At 61.4% G+C, this 20,596-nt stretch carries 15 protein-coding genes; 9 read left to right on the top strand and 6 right to left on the bottom strand.

What is annotated here, in order from left to right; genetic code table 11:
* Positions 1-105: 105 nt before the first annotated feature.
* The 4 genes from glyA (at position 106) to O5O48_RS00995 (ending at position 4,738) form a co-directional block, all read left to right on the top strand.
* Positions 106-1,359: a serine hydroxymethyltransferase gene (glyA, locus tag O5O48_RS01010; RefSeq protein ID WP_088275724.1), complete on the top strand. Its 1,254-nt coding sequence runs from the start codon at positions 106-108 to the stop codon at positions 1,357-1,359.
* Positions 1,360-1,490: 131 nt separating this feature from the next.
* A complete protein-coding gene (locus O5O48_RS01005; RefSeq protein WP_269687902.1) occupies positions 1,491-2,249 on the top strand; it encodes a substrate-binding periplasmic protein in 759 nt (252 codons plus the stop codon).
* A gap of 118 nt (positions 2,250-2,367) precedes the next feature.
* A complete protein-coding gene (locus tag O5O48_RS01000; protein WP_269687901.1) occupies positions 2,368-3,699 on the top strand; it encodes a YjgN family protein in 1,332 nt (443 codons plus the stop codon).
* Complete coding sequence (locus O5O48_RS00995; RefSeq protein ID WP_269687900.1) at positions 3,677-4,738, top strand: M48 family metallopeptidase; 1,062 nt, start codon at positions 3,677-3,679, stop codon at positions 4,736-4,738. The genes O5O48_RS01000 and O5O48_RS00995 overlap by 23 nt, the downstream gene beginning before the upstream one ends.
* Here the strand turns inward: O5O48_RS00995 and mqo are convergent.
* On the bottom strand, positions 4,735-6,216 hold the full coding sequence (gene mqo / locus O5O48_RS00990) for a malate dehydrogenase (quinone) (protein WP_269687899.1): 1,482 nt from the start codon (positions 6,214-6,216) through the stop codon (positions 4,735-4,737). The two genes, O5O48_RS00995 and mqo, sit on opposite strands and share 4 nt — an antisense overlap.
* A gap of 473 nt (positions 6,217-6,689) precedes the next feature.
* Between mqo and thiO the strand changes: the two genes are divergently transcribed.
* A complete protein-coding gene (gene thiO, locus O5O48_RS00985; RefSeq protein ID WP_269687898.1) occupies positions 6,690-7,784 on the top strand; it encodes a glycine oxidase ThiO in 1,095 nt (364 codons plus the stop codon).
* A 15-nt stretch (positions 7,785-7,799) separates the two neighbouring features.
* Here the strand turns inward: thiO and O5O48_RS00980 are convergent, their stop codons facing one another.
* The 3 genes from O5O48_RS00980 to O5O48_RS00970 are packed head-to-tail and all read right to left on the bottom strand — an operon-like array spanning position 7,800 to position 10,994.
* On the bottom strand, positions 7,800-9,143 hold the full coding sequence (locus O5O48_RS00980) for a sigma-54-dependent transcriptional regulator (protein WP_269687897.1): 1,344 nt from the start codon (positions 9,141-9,143) through the stop codon (positions 7,800-7,802).
* Between the two features lie 38 nt (positions 9,144-9,181).
* Positions 9,182-10,774: an ATP-binding protein gene (locus O5O48_RS00975; protein WP_269687896.1), complete on the bottom strand. Its 1,593-nt coding sequence runs from the start codon at positions 10,772-10,774 to the stop codon at positions 9,182-9,184.
* Positions 10,755-10,994, bottom strand: coding sequence for a PP0621 family protein (locus O5O48_RS00970; RefSeq protein ID WP_269687895.1), 240 nt, complete (start codon positions 10,992-10,994; stop codon positions 10,755-10,757). The genes O5O48_RS00975 and O5O48_RS00970 overlap by 20 nt, the downstream gene beginning before the upstream one ends.
* 128 nt (positions 10,995-11,122) lie before the next feature.
* Here O5O48_RS00970 and O5O48_RS00965 point away from each other — a divergent pair, with 128 nt between their 5' ends.
* Positions 11,123-12,754 (top strand): NAD+ synthase, encoded by a 1,632-nt coding sequence (locus O5O48_RS00965; RefSeq protein WP_269687894.1) that lies wholly within the window; start codon positions 11,123-11,125, stop codon positions 12,752-12,754.
* 239 nt (positions 12,755-12,993) lie between these two features.
* Here O5O48_RS00965 and O5O48_RS00960 read toward each other — a convergent pair whose 3' ends face one another.
* The gene (locus O5O48_RS00960) at positions 12,994-13,986 is read right to left on the bottom strand and encodes an outer membrane protein assembly factor BamD (RefSeq protein WP_269687893.1); all 993 of its coding nucleotides are present in this window, start codon (positions 13,984-13,986) and stop codon (positions 12,994-12,996) included.
* Between the two features lie 178 nt (positions 13,987-14,164).
* Here O5O48_RS00960 and rluD point away from each other — a divergent pair, with 178 nt between their 5' ends.
* From rluD to clpB, 3 genes are all read left to right on the top strand, one after another.
* Entirely contained in the window at positions 14,165-15,124 is a 960-nt protein-coding gene (rluD, locus tag O5O48_RS00955) for a 23S rRNA pseudouridine(1911/1915/1917) synthase RluD (protein ID WP_269687892.1), read from the top strand.
* Positions 15,121-15,852 (top strand): peptidoglycan editing factor PgeF, encoded by a 732-nt coding sequence (gene pgeF / locus O5O48_RS00950; RefSeq protein WP_269687891.1) that lies wholly within the window; start codon positions 15,121-15,123, stop codon positions 15,850-15,852. Before rluD ends, pgeF begins: the two co-directional genes overlap by 4 nt.
* 128 nt (positions 15,853-15,980) lie before the next feature.
* Positions 15,981-18,548: an ATP-dependent chaperone ClpB gene (gene clpB / locus O5O48_RS00945; RefSeq protein WP_269687890.1), complete on the top strand. Its 2,568-nt coding sequence runs from the start codon at positions 15,981-15,983 to the stop codon at positions 18,546-18,548.
* Between the two features lie 409 nt (positions 18,549-18,957).
* Here clpB and aceF read toward each other — a convergent pair whose 3' ends face one another.
* The gene (aceF, locus tag O5O48_RS00940; RefSeq protein ID WP_269687889.1) at positions 18,958-20,595 is read right to left on the bottom strand and encodes a dihydrolipoyllysine-residue acetyltransferase; all 1,638 of its coding nucleotides are present in this window, start codon (positions 20,593-20,595) and stop codon (positions 18,958-18,960) included.
* Position 20,596 lies beyond the last annotated feature (1 nt).

Raw genomic sequence — 20,596 nt, 5'->3', positions numbered from 1 at the left:
ATGCTTTTTGTCGGTGCCTGAACGCTTTTCAAGTGCCAGCCGGTGACGCTTGCGCTAAAATGCGGCTTCTTTTTTCATCAGAACGACCTAGCAGGGGGCCGTTACATGTTTAGCCGTTCCAACGATATTGCCACATTCGATGCCGATCTCTGGGCTGCCATGGAGCAGGAAGCGGTACGTCAGGAAGAGCACATCGAGCTGATTGCCTCGGAGAACTACACCAGTCCGGCGGTCATGCAGGCGCAGGGGTCCGTCCTGACCAACAAGTACGCCGAAGGCTACCCGGGCAAGCGCTACTACGGTGGTTGCGAGTATGTCGATGTCGTTGAGCAGCTGGCCATTGACCGTGCCAAGGAGCTGTTCGGTGCCGATTACGCCAACGTTCAGCCGCACGCCGGTTCCCAGGCCAACGCGGCGGTTTACCTGGCGCTGCTGCAGGCTGGTGACACCATCCTCGGCATGAGCCTGGCGCACGGCGGTCACCTGACCCACGGTGCTTCGGTCTCCTCCTCCGGCAAGCTCTACAATGCCGTTCAGTACGGCATCAATGACCAGGGTCTGATCGACTACGACGAAGTCGAGCGTCTGGCCGTTGAGCACAAGCCGAAGATGATCGTGGCCGGTTTCAGCGCCTATTCCCAGGTGCTGGATTTTGCCCGCTTCCGTGCGATCGCTGACAAGGTCGGGGCTTACCTGTTTGTTGATATGGCCCACGTTGCCGGTCTGGTTGCTGCAGGCGTCTACCCGAACCCGGTTCCGTTCGCGGACGTGGTCACCACCACTACTCACAAGACCCTGCGTGGTCCGCGTGGTGGTCTGATCCTGGCCCGTGCCAACGAGGAAATCGAAAAGAAACTGAACTCCGCGGTATTCCCGGGTGCGCAGGGTGGTCCGTTGGAGCACGTTATCGCGGCCAAGGCGATTTGCTTCAAGGAAGCGCTGCAGCCTGAATTCAAGGCTTACCAGCAGCAGGTCGTAAAGAATGCCCAGGCGATGGCCAAGGTGTTCATTGAGCGCGGCTTCGACGTCGTATCCGGTGGTACTCAGAACCATCTGTTCCTGTTGTCGCTGATCAAGCAGGACATTACCGGTAAGGACGCAGATGCCGCATTGGGCCGCGCGTACATCACCGTGAACAAGAACAGCGTGCCGAACGATCCGCGTTCGCCGTTCGTAACCTCCGGCCTGCGCATCGGTACGCCGGCGGTCACTACCCGCGGCTTCGTTGAGGCTGATTGCGAAGCGCTGGCTGGCTGGATCTGCGACATTCTCGACAACATGGGTGATGAGTCCGTGATTGATCGGGTGCGCGAGCAGGTCAAGGCCGTATGTGCCCGCTTGCCGGTTTATGGCGCCTGAGTTCGAGCAGTGACATGAAAACCCGCGCCAATCGGCGCGGGTTTTTTTTTGTCTGCAGATCATGGCATTCTGATGCCTGACTCAACTGGCAGTTGGTGTCCGGCACGATGACTCGGGCAGCAGAGGATGGCGTGAAAAAAATTATAAGAATGCTGGCGGCGTATTGCTGTTTCGGGTTGCTGGCGCTGTCTGCGCAAGGCGGGTATGCGGCACCGTTGGAGCGGCCGCTGAAGGTGGTACTGCTACCCTATCCGGGCTATTCCGACTACGACCAGCACGGCCGGGTGGTAGGCCCTACCGCTGATGTGCTGGAGCAGTTGTTCAAGCGGGCCGGATACGCCTACCAGATTAATCTGCTGCCCATTGCAAGGGTCCGCCGGGGGCTGGTGTCGGGCGAGGTTGATGTCTGGCTTGGGGTCAATAATCAGGTCGGTCTTGAGGCCTATGTCGTGCAGAGCGAGTCCAGCTTCGGAGCATTGCCGATTCATCTTTACTACCGCGCCGACGAGCCGGTGCCGCACTGGCCTGACAGTCTGCAGGGCAAGGCGCTTATCCTGATTACCAACTACAACTACAGTTTGCCGATCTTGCGGGTGTTGCAGGACCCGCGCTGGCAAATCGATCAGCGTTCCAGCAGCTCCCATGTGGGTGCCATACGGATGTTATTGCGTGGTCGGGGAGATTATTTGCTCGATTACCGGGGGCAGGCGGTATCGGCCATGGCTGAACTGGATATGCAGCCGCTTCCCCATGTCCTTGTGGATGAGCCCCCCATGCGGCTGTTTGTATCGCGCAGCAGGCCGGATGCCATGGCGGTTGTCCGTGAACTGGACCGGGCGTTTGAATCGCTGGTTGCAGAAGGTGTTGTGATGGATGTAACCCGGCGCTAGGTTGACAGCTTGCCACTTGCGCAGGTTGTCGGTAGTTGTTTGAATGGCGGCGGCGCCCGGCAACGTCGGGCAGATGCCGGCAGTAAGTTAGGGAATTTTCAGACAGGGAAGGGCCGATATGCACGAATTGTTCAAGGTTGTGTTCAGGGGCCGGCAGACCGGCGAGGTCGAAACGCCCGAACTGGAGCAGAACCTTCTGCGCCTGGGGTTCGGCAGGCAGCAGGTCGACATGCTGCTGGCGGGGCGCACGGTAACCATCAAGTCCGGCCTCACGGCATCTCTGGCCGAGCGCTACCGCCAGCGTTTGCACGACGCCGGGCTGATCACCGAAATCGTTGCCGAGGAGGGCGCCGGGTCGCCAGTTGCGCCCAATGGAGCCGCATCGAGTGCGTCCCCGGCGGCGGATGCACGCCGCGAGACGGTGATTGGTGACACGGCACTGCCGCCGCCTGGGGCGGCGGCATCGCCGGCAAAACGGCTGTCGCAGCTGCAATTTACCGGCAGTGGTGGTGAGTACTTCGGTGTCTGGATCGTCAATATCCTCCTGCTGATAGTGACGCTCGGCTTCTACGCGCCCTGGGCGAAGGTTCGCAACCTGCAGTATTTTTACGGTCATACCGTATTGGAGGGGAGCAGCTTTCAGTATCTGGCTGACCCCTGGGTGATTTTTCGCGGGCGTCTGGTCGCGCTGGTTGCGGTAATCCTTTGGACGCTTGCCTCGAATTTCTTCCCCATCGTGGCCGTTGGCTTGCTGTTGCTGTTTCTGCCGCTTATTCCCTGGATTATCACCCGATCACTCAAGTTTCATGCGATTAACAGCGCCTATCGCAATATCCGATTCGACTTTACCGGCTCCTACTGGCAAGCCGTGCAGGTGATCTACCTGTGGCCGCTGGTGGGCATTCTGAGCCTGGGCCTGCTGTTGCCGTTGTCGGCCCAACGCTGGTATCGCTTCCTGGTGGACAATACCCGGTTTGGCAGCAGCCCGTTCCAGTTGTCGTTGACGGTGGGTGAAACCTATCTGTTCTTCCTGCGCATGGTTCTGGTGTTTATTGGTTTTGCCTTGCTCGGTGGGCTGGCTTCGATGGCTCACTCCGCGCTGGGCATTATTGGGGTTGTGCTCGCGTACCTTGCGCTATTCGGTTACATGATGGCCGGCGTGACCAATCTGGTGACCAATGCGACCCGACTCGGTGAGCACGGATTCGTTTCTACGCTGGGCAAGCGCCGCATGGTCTGGATCTTTGTTACCAACTCTTTGCTGATTGCCCTGACCATGGGGTTCTACACCGCCTGGGCCAAGGTGCGTATGGCGCGCTACCGGGCCAGCTGCACGCAGATGGCCATTGCCGGTGATCTGAATGGCTTTGTTGCAGGTGAAGCCCAACGCGCAGGTGCCGTTGGTATGGAGTTGGGGGACGCCTTCGATGTCGGTTTCTCCTTCGGTTAATGCCGGGGTCAGCGGGCACTTTTTCGATGGCGAGTCGAGCGGCGCTTGCGCCGCGATTGCCCGTCTGCAGGGGAACCAGCTGCGGCTGGAACTGGACGATGGCCGGGTGGAGCACTTCGCCGCCGCGCAGGTCAGACTCGGCATGCAGGTGGGCAGCGCCAAAAGCTATCTGCACCTGGGCGAGCGCGCTGCGCTGGAATCGGCCGATGTGGCCGGGTTGCAGGCTATCGCTGCGGGATTGAAGGCGGCTGATGGCGGTACAGTCTGGCTGCGACGGCTGGAACTGAATATTCCGCTGGTTCTGGTGTCCCTGGTGGTCGTGCTGGCCATGCTGGTGGGCGGCGTCGTATGGGGTGTGCCCTGGTTATCCAGGGAGCTGGCGTACCAGCTGCCGGCGGCACTGGAGCAGCGAGCCGGCCAGGAGGGGCTGGATACCATGGATAGACTCTGGACATCGCCCAGCACGCTGAGCGAGGAGCGGCAGCAGGCGCTGTTGCAGGTAATGCAACCTGCGCTTCTGGCTCTGCAGCAGCGTCATCCGGATCATCGCCTGAACGTGCACTTTCGCGCCAGCGAGGCGCTGGGCGCCAATGCCTTTGCGCTGCCGGGCGGCAATCTGGTGTTCACCGACGATATGATCGAGCTGGCGCAGCATGACGAGGAACTGATCGCGGTACTGGCGCATGAGGCTGGGCACGCGGTGCACCGGCACAGCATGCGTAACCTGGTGCAGGGCTCGTTGCTGGTCTTTGTCATGGTGTCGCTGACTGGCGATGTGTCGGCCGCGTCGGATCTGGTCACCGGGGTGCCTGCGCTGTTGGCGACGCTCAGCTATCAGAGGGGCATGGAAGAGGAAGCCGACGAGTTTGCCTTGGCGTTTCTGCAGGATCAGCAGATATCGCCACAGCGCTTTGCCGATATCATGTTGCGTCTGGATCCGCCCTCCGGGGAGGAGGGCGAACTGGATGAGCTGAGCGGCTTTCTCTCAACCCATCCATCTACGCCAGAGCGTATCGAGCGCTTTCAAACCGGGTACTAGACCAGCTTGAGTGTGCTCAGGGTACGCTGACGGACCTGTTTGAGCAGGTCTGCATCCTTGACCAGGGACTGGCCATAGGATGGCACCAGGGTTTTCATGCGCTCCTGCCACTCTGGGCTGGCGATACGGTCCTTGAAGCAGCGCTCGATGACATCGATCATCGCCTGGACGGCAGTCGATGCTCCAGGGGAGGCGCCCAGCAGCGCTGCCAGGGAGCCGTCCTTGGCAGCGACGATCTCGGTACCGAACTCGAGCTTGCCGTGGCCTTTGGCGTCCTTCTTGATGATCTGCACGCGCATGCCTGCGTTTTGCAGTTTCCAGTTCTTCTCCTGTGCGTCAGGGAAGAAGTTGCGCAGTGAGGCAACGCGATCCTTGTGCGACTGGAAAGACTCCGCGATTAGATACTTGGTCAGGTCCATATTGTCCCGGCCAACCGCCATCATGGGCGCCACGTTGTACGGCTTGACCGAGGAGAACAGGTCGAAAATCGAACCTTTCTTCAGGAACTTGGTGGTGAAGCCGGCGAACGGGCCGAACAGCAGGGCAGGTTGGCCGTTGATGATACGGGTGTCCAGATGGGGGACCGACATCGGCGGGGCGCCGACCGGAGCCTTGCCGTAGACCTTGGAGCTGTGGCGTTTGACCACGTCCTGATCCTGGCAGACCAGCCATTGGCCGCTGACCGGGAAGCCGCCGTAACCCTGGCTTTCGTCGATATTCGACTTTTGCAGCAGCGGCAGTGAACCTCCACCGGCGCCGAGGAATACGAAATTGGCGTTGAATTCGATGTCCTTGCCAGACTTTTCATCTTCGACAACCACGCGCCAGTAACCGCGCTTGCTCTTGCGCAGGCTCTTTACCGAGTGGCTCAGACGCAGTTCGAATCCGTCCTGTTGCTCAAGGTGCGCAATCATCCGGCGAGTCAGCGATCCGAAGTCGACATCGGAACCATGATCAACGCGGGTGGCGGCAATCGGCTGGCTGGTGTCGCGGCTGGACATGATCAGCGGCATCCATTCGCGCAGCTGGTCTGCTGATTCGCTGTATTGCATCTCGGCGAACAGGTGATGCTGGCTCAGCAGTTCATGGCGCTTGCGCAGGAAGGCAACGTCTTTTTCACCCCAGACAAAACTCTGATGGGCGGTGGCGTTGATGAAGTCTGACGGGTTCTGAATGATGCCCTGTTCTACCAGGTAGCTCCAGAATTGCAGGGTTACTTCGAAGGATGCATTGATGGCCAGGGCGCGTTCGATTGCGACATTGCCATTCTGGTCTTCGGGAGTGTAGTTCAGCTCACAGTAGCCGGCGTGGCCGGTGCCGGCATTGTTCCAGCCGTCGGTGCTTTCGTGAGCCACATGGTCCAGACGCTCGACCAGGGTAATGGTCATGGCGGGATCCAACTGTTTGAGCAACATTCCCAGCGTAGCGCTCATGACACCACCACCGACCAGCAATACATCTACGTTCGTTGCTGTCATTTACATGTCGCCTCTTTGGTAAAAATCAAGGAGCCTCTTGAGCTCTCCAGTGATCATACTGGCCAATGTCGGGGCGGCTAGCAAACGGGCTTGATCCCGACGGTCGCTTTTGGCTGTGTCGAGAGCGCGGCAAGCAGTGTGTGCTGTCTGCTCCGAACGCCCCGGTACGTGGGTATCAGTGGTTGGCTGATGGAAAGCGGCGGCGCTTCGTGTGGAATTGCCTGCCGGGGCTCAATGGTCTGACGGTGATCGGCCATTGGAGTAGTTCAGAGAAGGCGTATCATACCGGTTTCTGTCAGGCGGGGACAGGCACATGATTCGGCTTATGCCGCCTTTATAACGGCTTTTTTGGCCGACTTTGGTCTAAAACAGGTCGATTGTGCGTTAGTCTTCCCGGCGCCGCGATGGCGGTACTCGCGGTAGACGATCAATAGCGATAGCTGAGTGCGGCAAGGCGGGTCAGGGGGAAGTGGATGCGTGAGGTAGTGCTGGTCGGTGGCGGAGTAATGGGGTGTCTGAGTGCGCTCGAGTTGTTGCAGGCGGGATGTCGTGTGACGCTGCTGGAGCGCGGCGAGTTGGGACGTGAAGCGTCCTGGGCAGGCGGCGGTATCGTGTCGCCACTGTACCCCTGGCGCTACTGCGATGCGGTCAGTGCGTTGGCCGAGTGGTCACAGGGATATTACCCGCAGCTGGCAACCTCGCTGCTGGAACAGACCGAGCGGGATCCGCAAGTGCACACCTGCGGCCTGTTGTGGCTTGATCACGATGAACAGGATCAGGCGCTGGACTGGGCGGTGGCCCATGGCAAGCCGCTGCGTGCAGTGGATGCCGACTTCGTCTACCGGCAGGTGCCGCAGCTCGCCCCGGGGTTTGCTGGTGCGCTTTGGCAGGCTGATCTGGCGAACGTTCGCAATCCGCGCCTGATGCAGGCGCTTCGTGCCCGTTTGCTGCAGTTTGACGCCTTCACCCTGCACGAGCACTGCGCGGTGGAATCGTTGCTGCGTGATGGCGACGCGGTGGTTGGGGTGCAGTGCCCGGTTGGGCGGATTGAGGCGGACGCTGTTGTGCTGTGCGCCGGCGCCTGGAGCGGCGACTGGTTGCAGCAGGCGGGGCTCACGCTGCCGGTTGAGCCGGTCAAGGGCCAGATGCTGCTGTACAGGATGGCGCCGGGCTGGCTGCCGTCGATTGTCATGGCCAAGGGGCGCTATGCGATTCCCCGTCGTGACGGTCATATTCTGATCGGCAGCACGCTGGAGTACGAAGGTTACGACAAGCGCACCACCGACGAGGCGCTCGCATCGCTGCGGGCCAGTGCGCAGGCATTGCTGCCTGATCTGGCGCAGCAGTCGCCCGTTGCCCAGTGGGCGGGCTTGCGCCCGGGATCGCCGGATGGTGTGCCCTATATCGGACCGGTGTCTTCGCTGCCTGGCTTGTGGCTGAACACCGGGCATTTCCGCAATGGGCTGGTACTGGCCCCGGCATCCTGTCGGCTGCTCGCCGATTTGCTGTTGCAGCGCAGCTCGGAGATCGATCCGACACCCTATCTGCCGGTTACGCGCCTGAACTGACGGGCCGCTGATGGCTCAGTCGTCCAGGCCCAGCTTCTTCAGGCGGTAGCGCAGGGAGCGAAAGGTGAGACCCAGCCGCTTGGCGGCGGCGGTCTTGTTCCAGCGGGTCTCTTCCAGTGCCTGGGTGATCGCCTGGCGCTCGATGTTGTCCAGATAATCCTCCAGATGGTCGATCTGGCTGAAATCGGGAGTGTCATCCTGGGCCGCACTTGGGCAGGCGCTGAGCCACAGGTCATTGGCGTCGATCTGCTGGCCTTCGCACAGGGTGAAGGCCCGCTCCAGCGCATTTTCCAGCTCGCGTACGTTGCCCGGGAAGCGGTAATTGAGCAGCCGTTCCATACCGGCCTCGGTGACCGCGGGCGCGGGACGGTTGGCGCGCTCGGCCAGGCGGCCGAGGATGCTGCGGACCAGCAGCGGCAGGTCCTCGCGGCGCGCCCGCAGCGGCGGCACCTGCAGTTCGATCACGTTGATGCGGTAGAACAGGTCCTGACGGAAGCGCCCCTGGGCCACCTCGTTGGCGAGATCCTTGTGGGTGGCGCACAACAGACGTACGTCAACCGCTTCCTCGTGCTGGCTGCCGACGGCGCGGACCGCCTTCTCCTGGATGGCTCGCAGCAGTTTGACCTGCATTGCCATCGGGAGGTCGGCGACCTCGTCGAGAAACAGAGTACCGTGATTGGCGGCCTGGAACAGGCCCGGCTTGTCGGCAACTGCACCGGAAAAGCTGCCTTTGCGGTGGCCGAAAAACTCGCTTTCCATCAACTCGGACGGTATGGCGCCGCAGTTGACCGGTACAAAGGGCTGTTCGGCTCTGGGGCTGAGCGCGTGAATGCGACGGGCGACCAGTTCCTTGCCGCTGCCGGACTCGCCGCTGATATACAGCGGCGCCTGGCTGCGGGCGAGTTTGCCGATCTGGTTGCGCAGTCGCTCGATTGGTGGCGAGATGCCGAGGATCGGGTCCTGTGCCTGGGGGCCGGGTTCGGTCTGCGAATCTCGCAGGCGCAGTGCCGTCGAGACCAGCTCGCGCAGGCGGGCGAGATCGACCGGTTTGGTCAGGAAGTCAAATGCGCCGGCCTTGAGTGCGCTGATCGCCGTATCCAGACTGCCATAGGCGGTGATCATCGCGACCGGGGTGCTGGTAAAGTGTTGCTGGATATGGCGTACGATGCTCAGGCCATCGCCGTCAGGCAGTCGCATGTCCGTCAGGCACAGATCAAAGTGGTGAGACTGCAGCAGGTTCAAGGCTTCGCCCATGGTTTTCGCGCTGCGGGTTTGCAGCGACATGCGCCCGAGGGTCAGCTCCAGCAATTCGAGAATGTCCGGCTCGTCGTCGATGATCAGCACGGTGGGTTGCATCATGGCTTGCTGCTTGACTCCTGTCATTTGATTACCGGGCATCATACCAGTCGTTTCGGGTGCGCGAAGGTGATGCGCATGCAGCAGCCGTGGGGCTGCACCCGGTCGCACTCGAGTCGTGCCTGGTTGCTTTCGCACAGTTCGCGGGAAATATACAGGCCCAGGCCGGTACCGGTGGCTTCGGTGGTATAGAAGGGCTCGAAAATGTGACCCAGGTGTTCTTCGGCGATCCCCGGGCCATGATCAATGACCTCCAGCACCGGCAGTTCGGTGTCCGGCCGTACATACAGCTTGAGCTGGATGGTGCGGGCTTGCCCCGCTTCGCCACTGTAACGCAGTGCGTTATTGCACAGGTTGTTGAGAACCTGGGTCATCTGGTTGGGGTCGATTCGGGTCAGAATGCCCTCTTTCTCGATGTCGCACTCAAGCGCATCGGTTGGCGGATGGGCACTGCGAAAATCGGCGGCGAAGTGGGAGACCCACAGCGCCAGATCGACCAGTTGCGGCTCGCTGGGGCGGCGGCGGGAGAGTTCGAGCACGGTTTCAATCACCCGGTTCATGCGCTGGGAGTGCTGCTGGATGATCTCTGTCAACCGCTGGTCCTGAGCTGACAACTGTTCGGACTCGGCCAGCAGTTGCGCCGCGTGGCTGATTGCGCCCAGCGGATTGCGGATCTCATGGGCAATGCTGGCGGTCAGGCGGCCCAGCGAGGCCAGTTTCAGTTGCTGTGCCTGTTGGGCGACCTGGGTGTTGTCGTCCAGGAACACCAGAATGTTGTCGCCGGTCTGGCTGCCGAGGTGTTTGAAGTTGGCCATCAGCTCGGTACTGCCATTGAAACTGTGGAATGAGCGCGCCCTGACCGAGGGGTTGCGCTGCCACTGACGCAGTCGCTGCTCCAGCTCTGGCGCGATCCTATCCAGCCGCTCCCCCTGGGGCACGTCGCGGTTGAGCATCTGAGAACAGGCCTCGTTGCTGGTCAGAATTCGATTGTCGGCGCTGACCACCATAATCCCGGTGCGCATGCGCTGAATGATCAACTGATTGAGTTGTTCCAGGCTGGCCAGACTGGCGGCCTGCTCGCGGGCCAGAATTTCCGACAGGTACAGCCGGCGGGTGACGCGCTGGACGAACAGGGCGACGGCAAAATAGATTGCGCCCAGCACGCCGGCCTGCAGGTAGTTCTGGCCGATGTAGGGATGGGTCAGGCTGAGGAAAAACGTCAGATAGATCAGCACCAGGCTGGACATTGCCGGCAGCAGCAGTCCGATACGGCCATGCAGCAGCACGTTGCCGATTGCGACCGGAATGATCAGCAGGTTGCCGAAGCCGCTGCCTATGCCTCCAGCGGCGTAGAAGATGATGCCGAGCAGGGTGATATCCAGCACTGCCAGTACGAACAGGTGAATATCCCGTCGGCCCTTGTGCAGTGACAGCGCGATCAGCACGTTGATGAACAGGTAGATCCAGCTGGCCTGAGCGTAGACCTCGGGGTTGCTCAGGGACAGCACGCCCTCGCGCAGCGACGAGCTGGTCAGCAGGGTCAGGCCGAAGCCGAGAATGACCCGATACAGATTGTACAGTCGCAGGATGCGAGGGCGCTGGGAGTCGATCCGCTCAGCGGTTGTCGTGTTCATCTCGGTGTTCCGCGCAGCAGTACCATTGGTCGCCGGCGCGCAACGCGCGTGACTCGGGCAGGTGCACCTGGCACTGCGCACAGCGGACCATCACCGGTGCATCGGTTTGCGGCCGCTGTGAGGCGGGGTTTTCCGTGTTGCGCTGCTGCTGCATCGCGCGCCAGAAACGCAGGGCTACCCATACCAGCGCGGCCAGAATTATCAGTTTGATCAGTCCCATGGTGTCGCTGTGTTCCGTGCAGGGTGTTTCAGTGTATCCCAAGGCCACAGCCTGCCAAAACCATCTTGCGATTGCGGGGCACAGGCGCTTGCCGGACAATAGGCGCATCTTGACTCAGGAGAAACAACATGACGGCAACCTTGCGCATCGTGATGGCCCAGCTGAACATGCGGGTGGGCGACATCCCGGGCAATCTGGAGCGAATTATCGAGTCGTCCAGACATGCCCGTGACGAGCTGGGTGCCCGGGTCATCGTATTCCCGGAATTGTCGCTGTGCGGCTACCCGCCCGAGGATCTGCTGCTGCGCTCCAGCATGCAGGCGCGCATCAGCCGGGCGCTGGATCAGTTGTGCGAGCAGGTTCAGGGCATTTATGTCGTAGTCGGTTATCCCTGGCAGCAGGATGACCTCTGCTACAACATGGCTGCGGTCATTGCCGATGGCCGCATCCTGGCGTCATACGCAAAGCAGCACCTGCCGAACTATCGGGTATTCGACGAGAAGCGCTATTTTGCCGAGGGTTCCGAGCCGTGCTGCCTCGAGATTGACGGTCTGCCGGTCGCCCTTAGCGTCTGCGAGGATATCTGGCATCCTCAGCCCATGGCTCAAGCCCATGACGCCGGAGCCCGGTTGATGCTCAACCTCAACGCCTCGCCCTTTCACATGGACAAGCAGCGTGAACGCGAAGCCATGCTGGCCGAGCGCGCCGCCGAAGGATCAATGCCGATCATCTATGTGAACCAGGTCGGCGGCCAGGACGAGCTGGTGTTTGATGGCGGCTCTGTAGCGGTGGACAGCGATGGTCAGATCGCCTGCCGGGTTTCTCCCTTCTGCGAGGGGCTGTATCCGGTTGATGTGCAGTTCGACGACAGCCAGGTGCGGTTGCGTCAGGGCGCGCTGGCGGCCATGCCGGAGCTGGAAGCCAGTGTATATCAGGCGCTGGTTACCGGGGTGCGTGATTACGTCAACAAGAACGGCTTCAAGGGTGTGGTCCTTGGGCTGTCCGGTGGTATCGACTCGGCCCTGACGCTGGCGGTTGCCGTCGACGCGCTCGGCGCCGAGCGGGTAGAGGCGGTAATGATGCCGTATCACTACACCTCCGGCATGAGTCTGGAGGATGCCGAGGCGCAGGCACATGCCATGCACGTAACCTACCGCGTGCTGCCGATTGCGCCGATGGTCGAGGCGTTTATGCAGACGCTGGAGCCGGTGTTTGCAGGGCTGCCGCGCGACACCACGGAAGAAAACCTGCAGGCTCGCTGTCGCGGCACGTTGCTGATGGCACTGTCGAACAAGACCGGTTCGCTGGTACTGACCACCGGCAACAAGAGTGAGATGGCGGTCGGCTATGCCACGCTGTATGGCGATATGGCAGGTGGCTTTGATGTGCTCAAGGACGTGCCCAAGACGCTGGTGTTCCGCCTGGCCGAATACCGCAATACGCTGGGCGCGGTTATCCCGCAACGGGTAATCGATCGTCCGCCGTCTGCCGAACTGGCACCTGATCAGAAAGATGAAGACTCGTTGCCGCCATATCCGGTGCTGGACGAGATTCTGCGTCTGTATATTGAACACGACCTGTCTGCCAGTGCCATCATCGCCGCCGGCTTCGACGAGGATCAGGTCAAGCGCGTGGTGCGACTGGTCGATCTGAACGAATACAAACGCCGCCAGGCGGCTGTCGGTGCGCGTATCACCCAGCGCGGCTTCGGCCGTGATCGCCGTTATCCGATTACGTCAGGATGGGCGATGGAGGACTAGCCAGCCGGCCTTTGGCCGGCAGCGGCAAGCTACAAGCTACAAGCTACAAGCGTAAACCGGAGGGAGGGTGGGTCGGCGAGAGGGTAATAAGATATTGTCGCTACTACCCGTCGGAACTAGAGCTCGCAGGCCGATTCGGCGCGGGTTTAACTTGCAGCTTGAGGCTTGCCGCTTGCCGCTCTGCTAACAAAAAGCCCGCCATGGCGAATGCCGTGGCGGGCTTTTTAGTCGGGCCACCCTCAGTCGAGCAGGCCGAAGGTGATGCGGTTCCAGAAGCTGCGATGGGGTTCGCCGTTCTGGCTGACGCGAATTTCGCGGGGCAGTGAGGCTGCGGCGTCCTGGTACTGGCGTTCCATTTCGCGCTCCATCTGCGTTTTTGCCATGCGCGGCGGTGGGGCAGTAACCGCGTCGATCAGGCCAACGGAAGCCGATTCCAGCCAGTCCATCTCGGCCACAGCCGGCTCGACGTGATGCTTGAACTCGCCATCGACCAATGCCGGGTGTTCCGGATAGTTGAGCTTCAGTGTCTCCAGTGCGCTGTCTGCCAGATCCTGCATGGCCAGGCGGTTATAGCCGGCAACCATCAGGGCCAGGCCGTCACCCACCGAAGGGGTCTGCTGGAAGTTCTCGACCACGTAACGACCGCGGTTGGCAGCGGCCAGATAGGCGCCGCGCTTGAGATAGTAGTGGCCGACATGCACGTCGTAGGCTGCCAGCAGGTTACGCAGGTAAACCATGCGCGCGCGGGCGTCCGGTGCATACTGACTGTTCGGGAAGCGGTTGATCAGCTGGGCGAAATCGTTGAACGAGTCGCGGGCGGCACCCGGGTCACGACGGGTCATGTCCAGCGGCAGGAAGCGTTCGATAATACCCTGGTCGCGGGTAAAGGAAGCCAGGCCACGAATGTAATAGGCGTAGTCGACGTTCTGGTGGGTGGGGTGCAGGCGGATGAAACGGTCGGCTGACGCGGTCGCGGCTTCCGGCTCATAGTTCTGGTAGTAGGCGTAGATCAGTTCAAGCTGAGCCTGTTCGGCATAGCGGCCGAAGGGGTAGCGGGCCTCAAGGGCGCGCAGGGTTTCAACAGCGGAACCGTAATTTTCTGCGTCCAGATCGGTCTGGGCCTTGCGATACAGCTCCGACTCGCTGAGCGACTCGTCAATCACCGGTGCGTTGGAAGAGCACGCTGCCAGCAGTGCCAGTACTCCGACCAGCAGCAGATGTTTCATCGACATATCATGACACCCGAATGGTTGGCGTGCGCTGTTTCCAGTGCGGCCGTCCTGTTATAGTTTGGGCCTTTGCAGCCTTGTCCGGACTTCCCGGACCAGCCGTATTTAACCACAGCGTCCGGTCGATTCCAAAAGGGATTGCGGCCGGTTCCGGCGCACAACGCCTTCCAGTGAGTTCCCCATGTCAGATCGTATTCGTTTGTCCGCACAGGTCAGCCCGGAATCGGGTGGTCAACGCCTGGACCAGGTGGCCGCGCAATTGTTCCCCGACTATTCCCGTTCCCGCCTGCAGGGCTGGATCAAGGACGGCAGTCTGCTGGTCGATGGTGAGGTCAAGCGCACCCGTGACATTGTGCTGGGTGGTGAGCGGCTGGAGCTGGATGCCGAGCGCGAGATTCAGGGCGAGTGGCAGGCCGAAGCCATCGATCTGGACATCATTTATGAAGACGACGCGCTGCTGGTGATCAACAAGCCTGCCGGCCTTGTCGTGCATCCGGCTGCCGGCCATCAGGACGGCACCCTGCTCAATGCTCTGCTGCACCACGCGCCTGAACTGGCCAAGGTGCCGCGTGCCGGCATCGTCCATCGGCTCGACAAGGACACCACCGGTTTGATGGTGGTGGCCAAGACCATCGAGGCGCAGACCGACCTGGTCGCCCAGTTGCAGGCACGTACTGTCAGTCGTGAGTACGAATGCGTAGTGGTCGGCGTAATGACGTCGGGCGGTAAGGTTGACCAGCCGATTGCCCGGCACGGTACCCAGCGCCAGAAAATGGCGGTTGTGGCTGGCGGCAAGACGGCGATCAGCCATTACCGGGTGATCAATCGTTTTCGTGCGCACACCCACGTCAAGGTCAAGCTGGAAACCGGGCGCACGCACCAGATTCGCGTGCACATGAGCTATATCCATTTTCCGCTGGTCGGCGATCCGGTCTATGGCGGCCGTCTGCGTATTCCGCCGGGCGCCAGCCCTGAACTGATCAAGGAACTGCGCGAGTTTCCGCGTCAGGCGCTGCACGCCCGCCGGCTTGAGCTGGAGCATCCGACCGACGGTCGTCACATGAGCTGGCAGGTGCCGCTGCCGGAAGACATGCAGCATTTGCTGGCGCTGCTGCGTGAGGATGGCGAGATCGGCGAATGAGCACCCTCTGGTTGACCGCCGACTGGCCCGCGCCAGTCAATGTACGTACCTGCATCACCACGCGTCTGGGTGGTTGCAGTCAGGGCGTATGGAAGGGGTTCAATCTCGGCGATCATGTGGGGGACGACCCGGTTCATGTTGCGGCCAATCGCGCCGAGCTGGAGCGTGTTCTGGGCTGCCGCCCGGCCTGGCTGACTCAGGTGCATGGTACCGAGGTCTGCAAGGCCGACCCTGCTCGGGTGCTGGAGGCCGACGCCAGCTGGACTGATCAGCCGGGCATCGCCTGCACCATCATGACCGCCGACTGTCTGCCGGCGTTGTTCTGTACCCGTGACGGGCAGCGTGTTGCGGCTGCCCACGCGGGTTGGCGCGGGCTGCTCGACGGCGTGCTGGAGCAGACGGTCGCGACACTTGATGGCTCGGCTGCTGACGTGCTGGTCTGGCTTGGGCCAGCCATTGGTCCGGCGGCCTTTGAAGTGGGCGCCGAGGTACGTGAGGCTTTCGTCAGGGTTGATCCGCAGGCGGCTGCTGCGTTTGTTCCCTCCGAACGCGACGGACACTGGCTGGCAGATATCTATCAGCTCGCCCGTCAGCGTCTTGCAGCGGCTGGTGTGCAGCAGATATTCGGCGGTGGCGAATGCACGTTTTCCGATGCCGAACGCTTCTATTCCTACCGTCGTGACGGACAAACAGGGCGCCTTGCGTCCCTGATTTGGCTTGTTGAGTGACAAAAAATTGACCCTAATCATCATGGGGTCACTTGAAAGCGCAATAATCGTCCCTATAACTGTGTCATCACAGATGAAAGGCCCGCTACGAACTGTTCGGCCGGGCTCAGACTAGAGGACTTTTATTCATGCGCATTGACCGTATGACCAGCAAGCTTCAGGTCGCCCTGTCCGACGCACAATCCATGGCCGTCGGCCGCGACCATTCCCAGATCGACCCGCTGCACCTGGTGCTGGCGCTGATCGAGCAGCAGCACGGCTCGATCAAGCCGCTGCTGATGCAGGTCGGCTTTGATATCGCCGCCCTGCGCGCAGCCCTGAACGAGGCCATCGACAAACTGGCGACCGTCAGCAATCCAACTGGTGACGTCAGCCTGTCTACCGAGCTGGCGCGTCTGCTCAACCAGGCTGACCGGCTGGCGCAGAAGCAGGGCGACCAATTCATCTCCAGCGAACTGGTGCTGCTGGCGGCGATGGACGACAACACCACCGCCGGCAAGATTCTGCTGGGGCAGGGCGTCTCGAAGAAGGCGCTGGAAAACGCCATCAACAACCTGCGCGGCGGCGAGTCGGTCAACGACCCGAATGCCGAAGAGTCACGCCAGGCGCTGGACAAGTACACCGTCGACCTGACCAAGCGCGCCGAAGAGGGCAAGCTGGACCCGGTGATCGGCCGTGACGACGAAATTCGCCGTACCGTCCAGGTGCTGCAGCGTCGTACCAAGAACAACCCGGTGCTGATCGGCGAGCCCGGCGTGGGCAAGACCGCCATTGTTGAGGGCCTGGCCCAGCGTATCGTCAACGGTGAAGTGCCGGATGGCCTGAAAGACAAACGCCTGCTGTCACTTGATATGGGGGCGCTGATCGCCGGTGCCAAGTTCCGTGGCGAGTTTGAAGAGCGCCTGAAGGCGGTGCTGAACGAACTGTCCAAGCAGGAAGGCCGCGTCATTCTGTTTATCGACGAGCTGCACACCATGGTTGGCGCTGGCAAGGCCGAAGGCTCCATGGATGCGGGCAACATGCTCAAGCCGGCGCTGGCGCGCGGCGAGCTGCACTGCGTCGGCGCAACCACGCTGGACGAGTACCGTCAGTACATTGAAAAGGATGCCGCGCTGGAGCGCCGCTTCCAGAAGGTGCTGGTCGATGAGCCCTCTGAAGAAGATACCATCGCCATTCTGCGGGGCCTCAAGGAGCGTTATGAGGTGCACCACAAGATCACCATCACCGATGGCGCGATCATTGCCGCAGCCAAGCTGTCGCACCGCTACATCACCGACCGTCAGCTGCCGGACAAGGCCATCGACCTGATCGATGAAGCGGCCAGCCGCATTCGCATGGAAATTGATTCCAAGCCCGAGGCGCTGGACCGTCTGGAGCGTCGCCTGATTCAGCTCAAGGTGGAGCGTGAGGCGCTGAAGAAGGAAGACGACGACGCCGCCCTCAAGCGACTGGAGAAACTGAAGGACGATATCGCCAAGCTCGAGCGTGAATACGCCGATCTGGAAGAAATCTGGAAGGCTGAAAAGGCTGACGTACAGGGCTCGGCGCAGATTCAGGAAAAGATCGAGCAGGCCAAGGCCGAGCTGGATCAGGCCCGTCGCAAGGGTGACCTGAACCGCATGGCCGAGCTGCAATACGGTGTGATCCCGGATCTGGAGCGCAGCCAGCAGATGGCCGAGCAGCACACCAAGCCGGAAAACCAGCTGCTGCGCAACAAGGTGACCGACGAGGAAATCGCCGAGGTCGTCTCCAAGTGGACCGGGATTCCGGTGGCCAAGATGCTCGAAGGCGAGCGTGACAAGCTGCTGCGTATGGAAGATGCCCTGCACAAGCGGGTTATCGGTCAGAACGAAGCGGTGGTGGCGGTCTCCAACGCGGTGCGCCGTTCACGGGCCGGTCTGGCCGACCCGAACCGCCCGAGTGGCTCGTTCATGTTCCTTGGTCCGACCGGTGTCGGTAAAACCGAGCTGTGCAAGGCGCTGGCCGAGTTCCTGTTCGATACCGAAGACGCCATGGTAAGGATCGACATGTCCGAGTTCATGGAGAAACATTCGGTTGCTCGCCTGATCGGCGCGCCTCCGGGCTATGTCGGCTATGAAGAAGGCGGTTATCTGACCGAAGCGGTACGTCGCAAGCCGTACTCGGTGATCCTGATGGATGAGGTCGAGAAGGCGCATCCGGATGTGTTCAACGTGCTGCTGCAGGTGCTGGAAGACGGCCGTCTGACCGACAGCCAGGGCCGCACCGTCGATTTCCGCAACACCGTGGTGGTGATGACCTCCAACCTGGGGTCTGCGCAGATTCAGGAACTGGTGGGTGATCGCGAAGCGCAGCATGCGGCGGTGATGGACGCCCTGACCCAGCACTTCCGGCCTGAGTTTATCAACCGGGTTGACGAAGTGGTTGTGTTTGAGCCGCTTGGCAAGGATCAGATCGCCGGTATCGCTGATATCCAGCTCAGCCGTTTGCGTCAGCGTCTGGCCGAACGCGAACTGGATCTGCAGCTCAGCGATGAGGCTCTGGAGAAACTGATCTCGGTTGGCTATGACCCGGTGTATGGCGCGCGGCCGCTCAAGCGCGCGATCCAGCGCTGGATCGAAAACCCGCTGGCCCAGCGTATCCTGGCTGGCGACTTCGCTCCGGGTGCGACCATTCACGCCAAGGTCGAAGGCGACGAGTTTGTGTTTACCGTCTGATTGATGGTGTGGTGTTGAGCAGCCCCGCACGGGAAACCGTGCGGGGTTTTTTGTTTATCTGTTGATTTGTTTTGGGCGGGGTATTGTTCAGGTCTGCTTTTCGCCTTTACGGCGAGCAGGGGGAAATGCTTGGCCATTTCCCCCTGCACCCCCTAGGCCACCCCGACTACGCGGCCCTTCGGGTTCGCTGCGTTGCTCGGTCTAGCGGGGGACGGCAGAACTCGGCTCTGCGAGCCTCAGACATGCTGCCGTCCTTTTTCCCGCCAGCCCTGCGCTACTCGCCCGCGTAAACGGGGACCCGGGTCCGTGCCGAATTTGCAGTCCGGTGGCAGAATCGGCAACTTCGGAGTTGGTGAGCAAAAAAGCCCCGGGAATATCCGAGGCCTTTTCTTACCGCTCGATCCAATGCTTACAGCAACATCGTGCGAATATCCCCCAACAGCTCACCCAGACGTCTGGTGAACTGCGCGGCCGCTGCGCCGTTGATGGCGCGGTGGTCGTAGGAGAGGGACAGCGGCAGCATCAGCTGCGGCTGGAAGCTGGCGCCATCCCAGACCGGCTGCATGGTCGCCTTGGAGACCCCAAGAATCGCCACTTCCGGGCTGTTGACGATCGGCGTGAAGTAGGTGCCGCCGATGTGGCCCAGGCTGGAAATGGTGAAGCAGGCGCCCTGCATGGCGTCGGCTCCGAGCTTCTTGTTGCGCGCCTTGTCGGCCAGTTCGGCCGCTTCGGCTGCCAGCTGCAGCAGACTCTTCTTGTCGACATCACGGATAACCGGCACCAATAGGCCGTCCGGTGTGTCGACGGCGAAGCCGATGTGAACGTACTTCTTCTGAATCAGCTGCTTGCCATTGGCCGCCAGCGAGACATTGAAGTTCGGCTGCTCACGCAGCAGATGGGCACAGGCCTTGAGCAGGAACGGCAGCACGGTCAGTTTGACGCCGGCCTTGTCGGCAGCCGCTTTCTGCTCCTTGCGGAAGGCTTCCAGCGCGCTGATGTCGGCCAGGTCGAACTGGGTGACGTGCGGCACGTTGAGCCAGCTGCGGTGCAGGTTGCTGGCGCCGACCTGCTGCAGGCGGGTCATGTCGACGGTTTCGATCTCGCCAAATCGGGAGAAGTCGACTTCCGGTACCGCAGGGATGCCGCTGCCGCCAGCTGCGCCAGCAGGTGCTGCCTTGCGCTGCTGCATGACCGCCTGCACGTGCTTCTGCACATCCTCCTTGAGGATGCGCTCGCGCGGGCCGGTCGGCTTGACCTCGGTCAGGTCGATACCGAACTCGCGGGCCAGCATGCGTACGGCCGGGCCGGCATGGACCTTGGCGCCTTCGCGGCTGGGGCCACCGACGGGCGGCGGGCTGGCTGGCTCTTCGCTGGCCTTGCTGCTGTGTGCAGCGGGCGCCTTGCTTTTGGCTTCTGCGCTCGGAGCGGCCTGCGGCTGAGCATCCTGCTTGGCCGAGCTGTCGCCGCCCTTGACCTGCATGTGCATGATCACGTCGCCGGTCTTGACGTCCTGCTCCAGCTTGATGTCGATCGACTCGATCACGCCAGAGAAGGGTGCGGGCAGCTCCATGCTGGCCTTGTCCGACTCCAGTACCAGCAGCGACTGGTCGGCTTCGACCTGATCGCCCTTGCTCACCAGAATTTCGATCACGCGTGCACTGTCGGTACCCAGATCCGGGACCTTGACGGCTTCGCTGCGGCTGCTGGCGCTGGCGGCAGGCTTGCTGTCTTCGGCTTTCGGCTCGGGCTTCTGCTCAGCCTTGGGCGCGGTTTCGGCAGGTTTGTCATTGCTGTCTGCCTGCTTGGGTTGTGCGTCGCCTTCGACTTCCAGTTCGATCAGCGGGTCGCCCTCTTTCAGGCTGTCGCCCAGCTTGAATTTGATCGACGTGACCTTGCCAGCCTTGGGCGAGGGGATTTCCATGCTGGCCTTGTCGGACTCGACAACAGCCAGCGATTGTTCAGCTTCGACCTGATCGCCTTCCTTGATCAGAATTTCAATGACCTCGCCTTCACCGCCGAGGTCGGGCACCTTGATGAGTTCACTCATG

The organism is Halopseudomonas sp. MFKK-1, assembly GCF_027474385.1.
GTDB lineage: Bacteria > Pseudomonadota > Gammaproteobacteria > Pseudomonadales > Pseudomonadaceae > Halopseudomonas > Halopseudomonas aestusnigri.
Note: the sequence above shows the minus strand (reverse complement) of the source record. Positions and strands in the feature narration are given on the sequence as shown.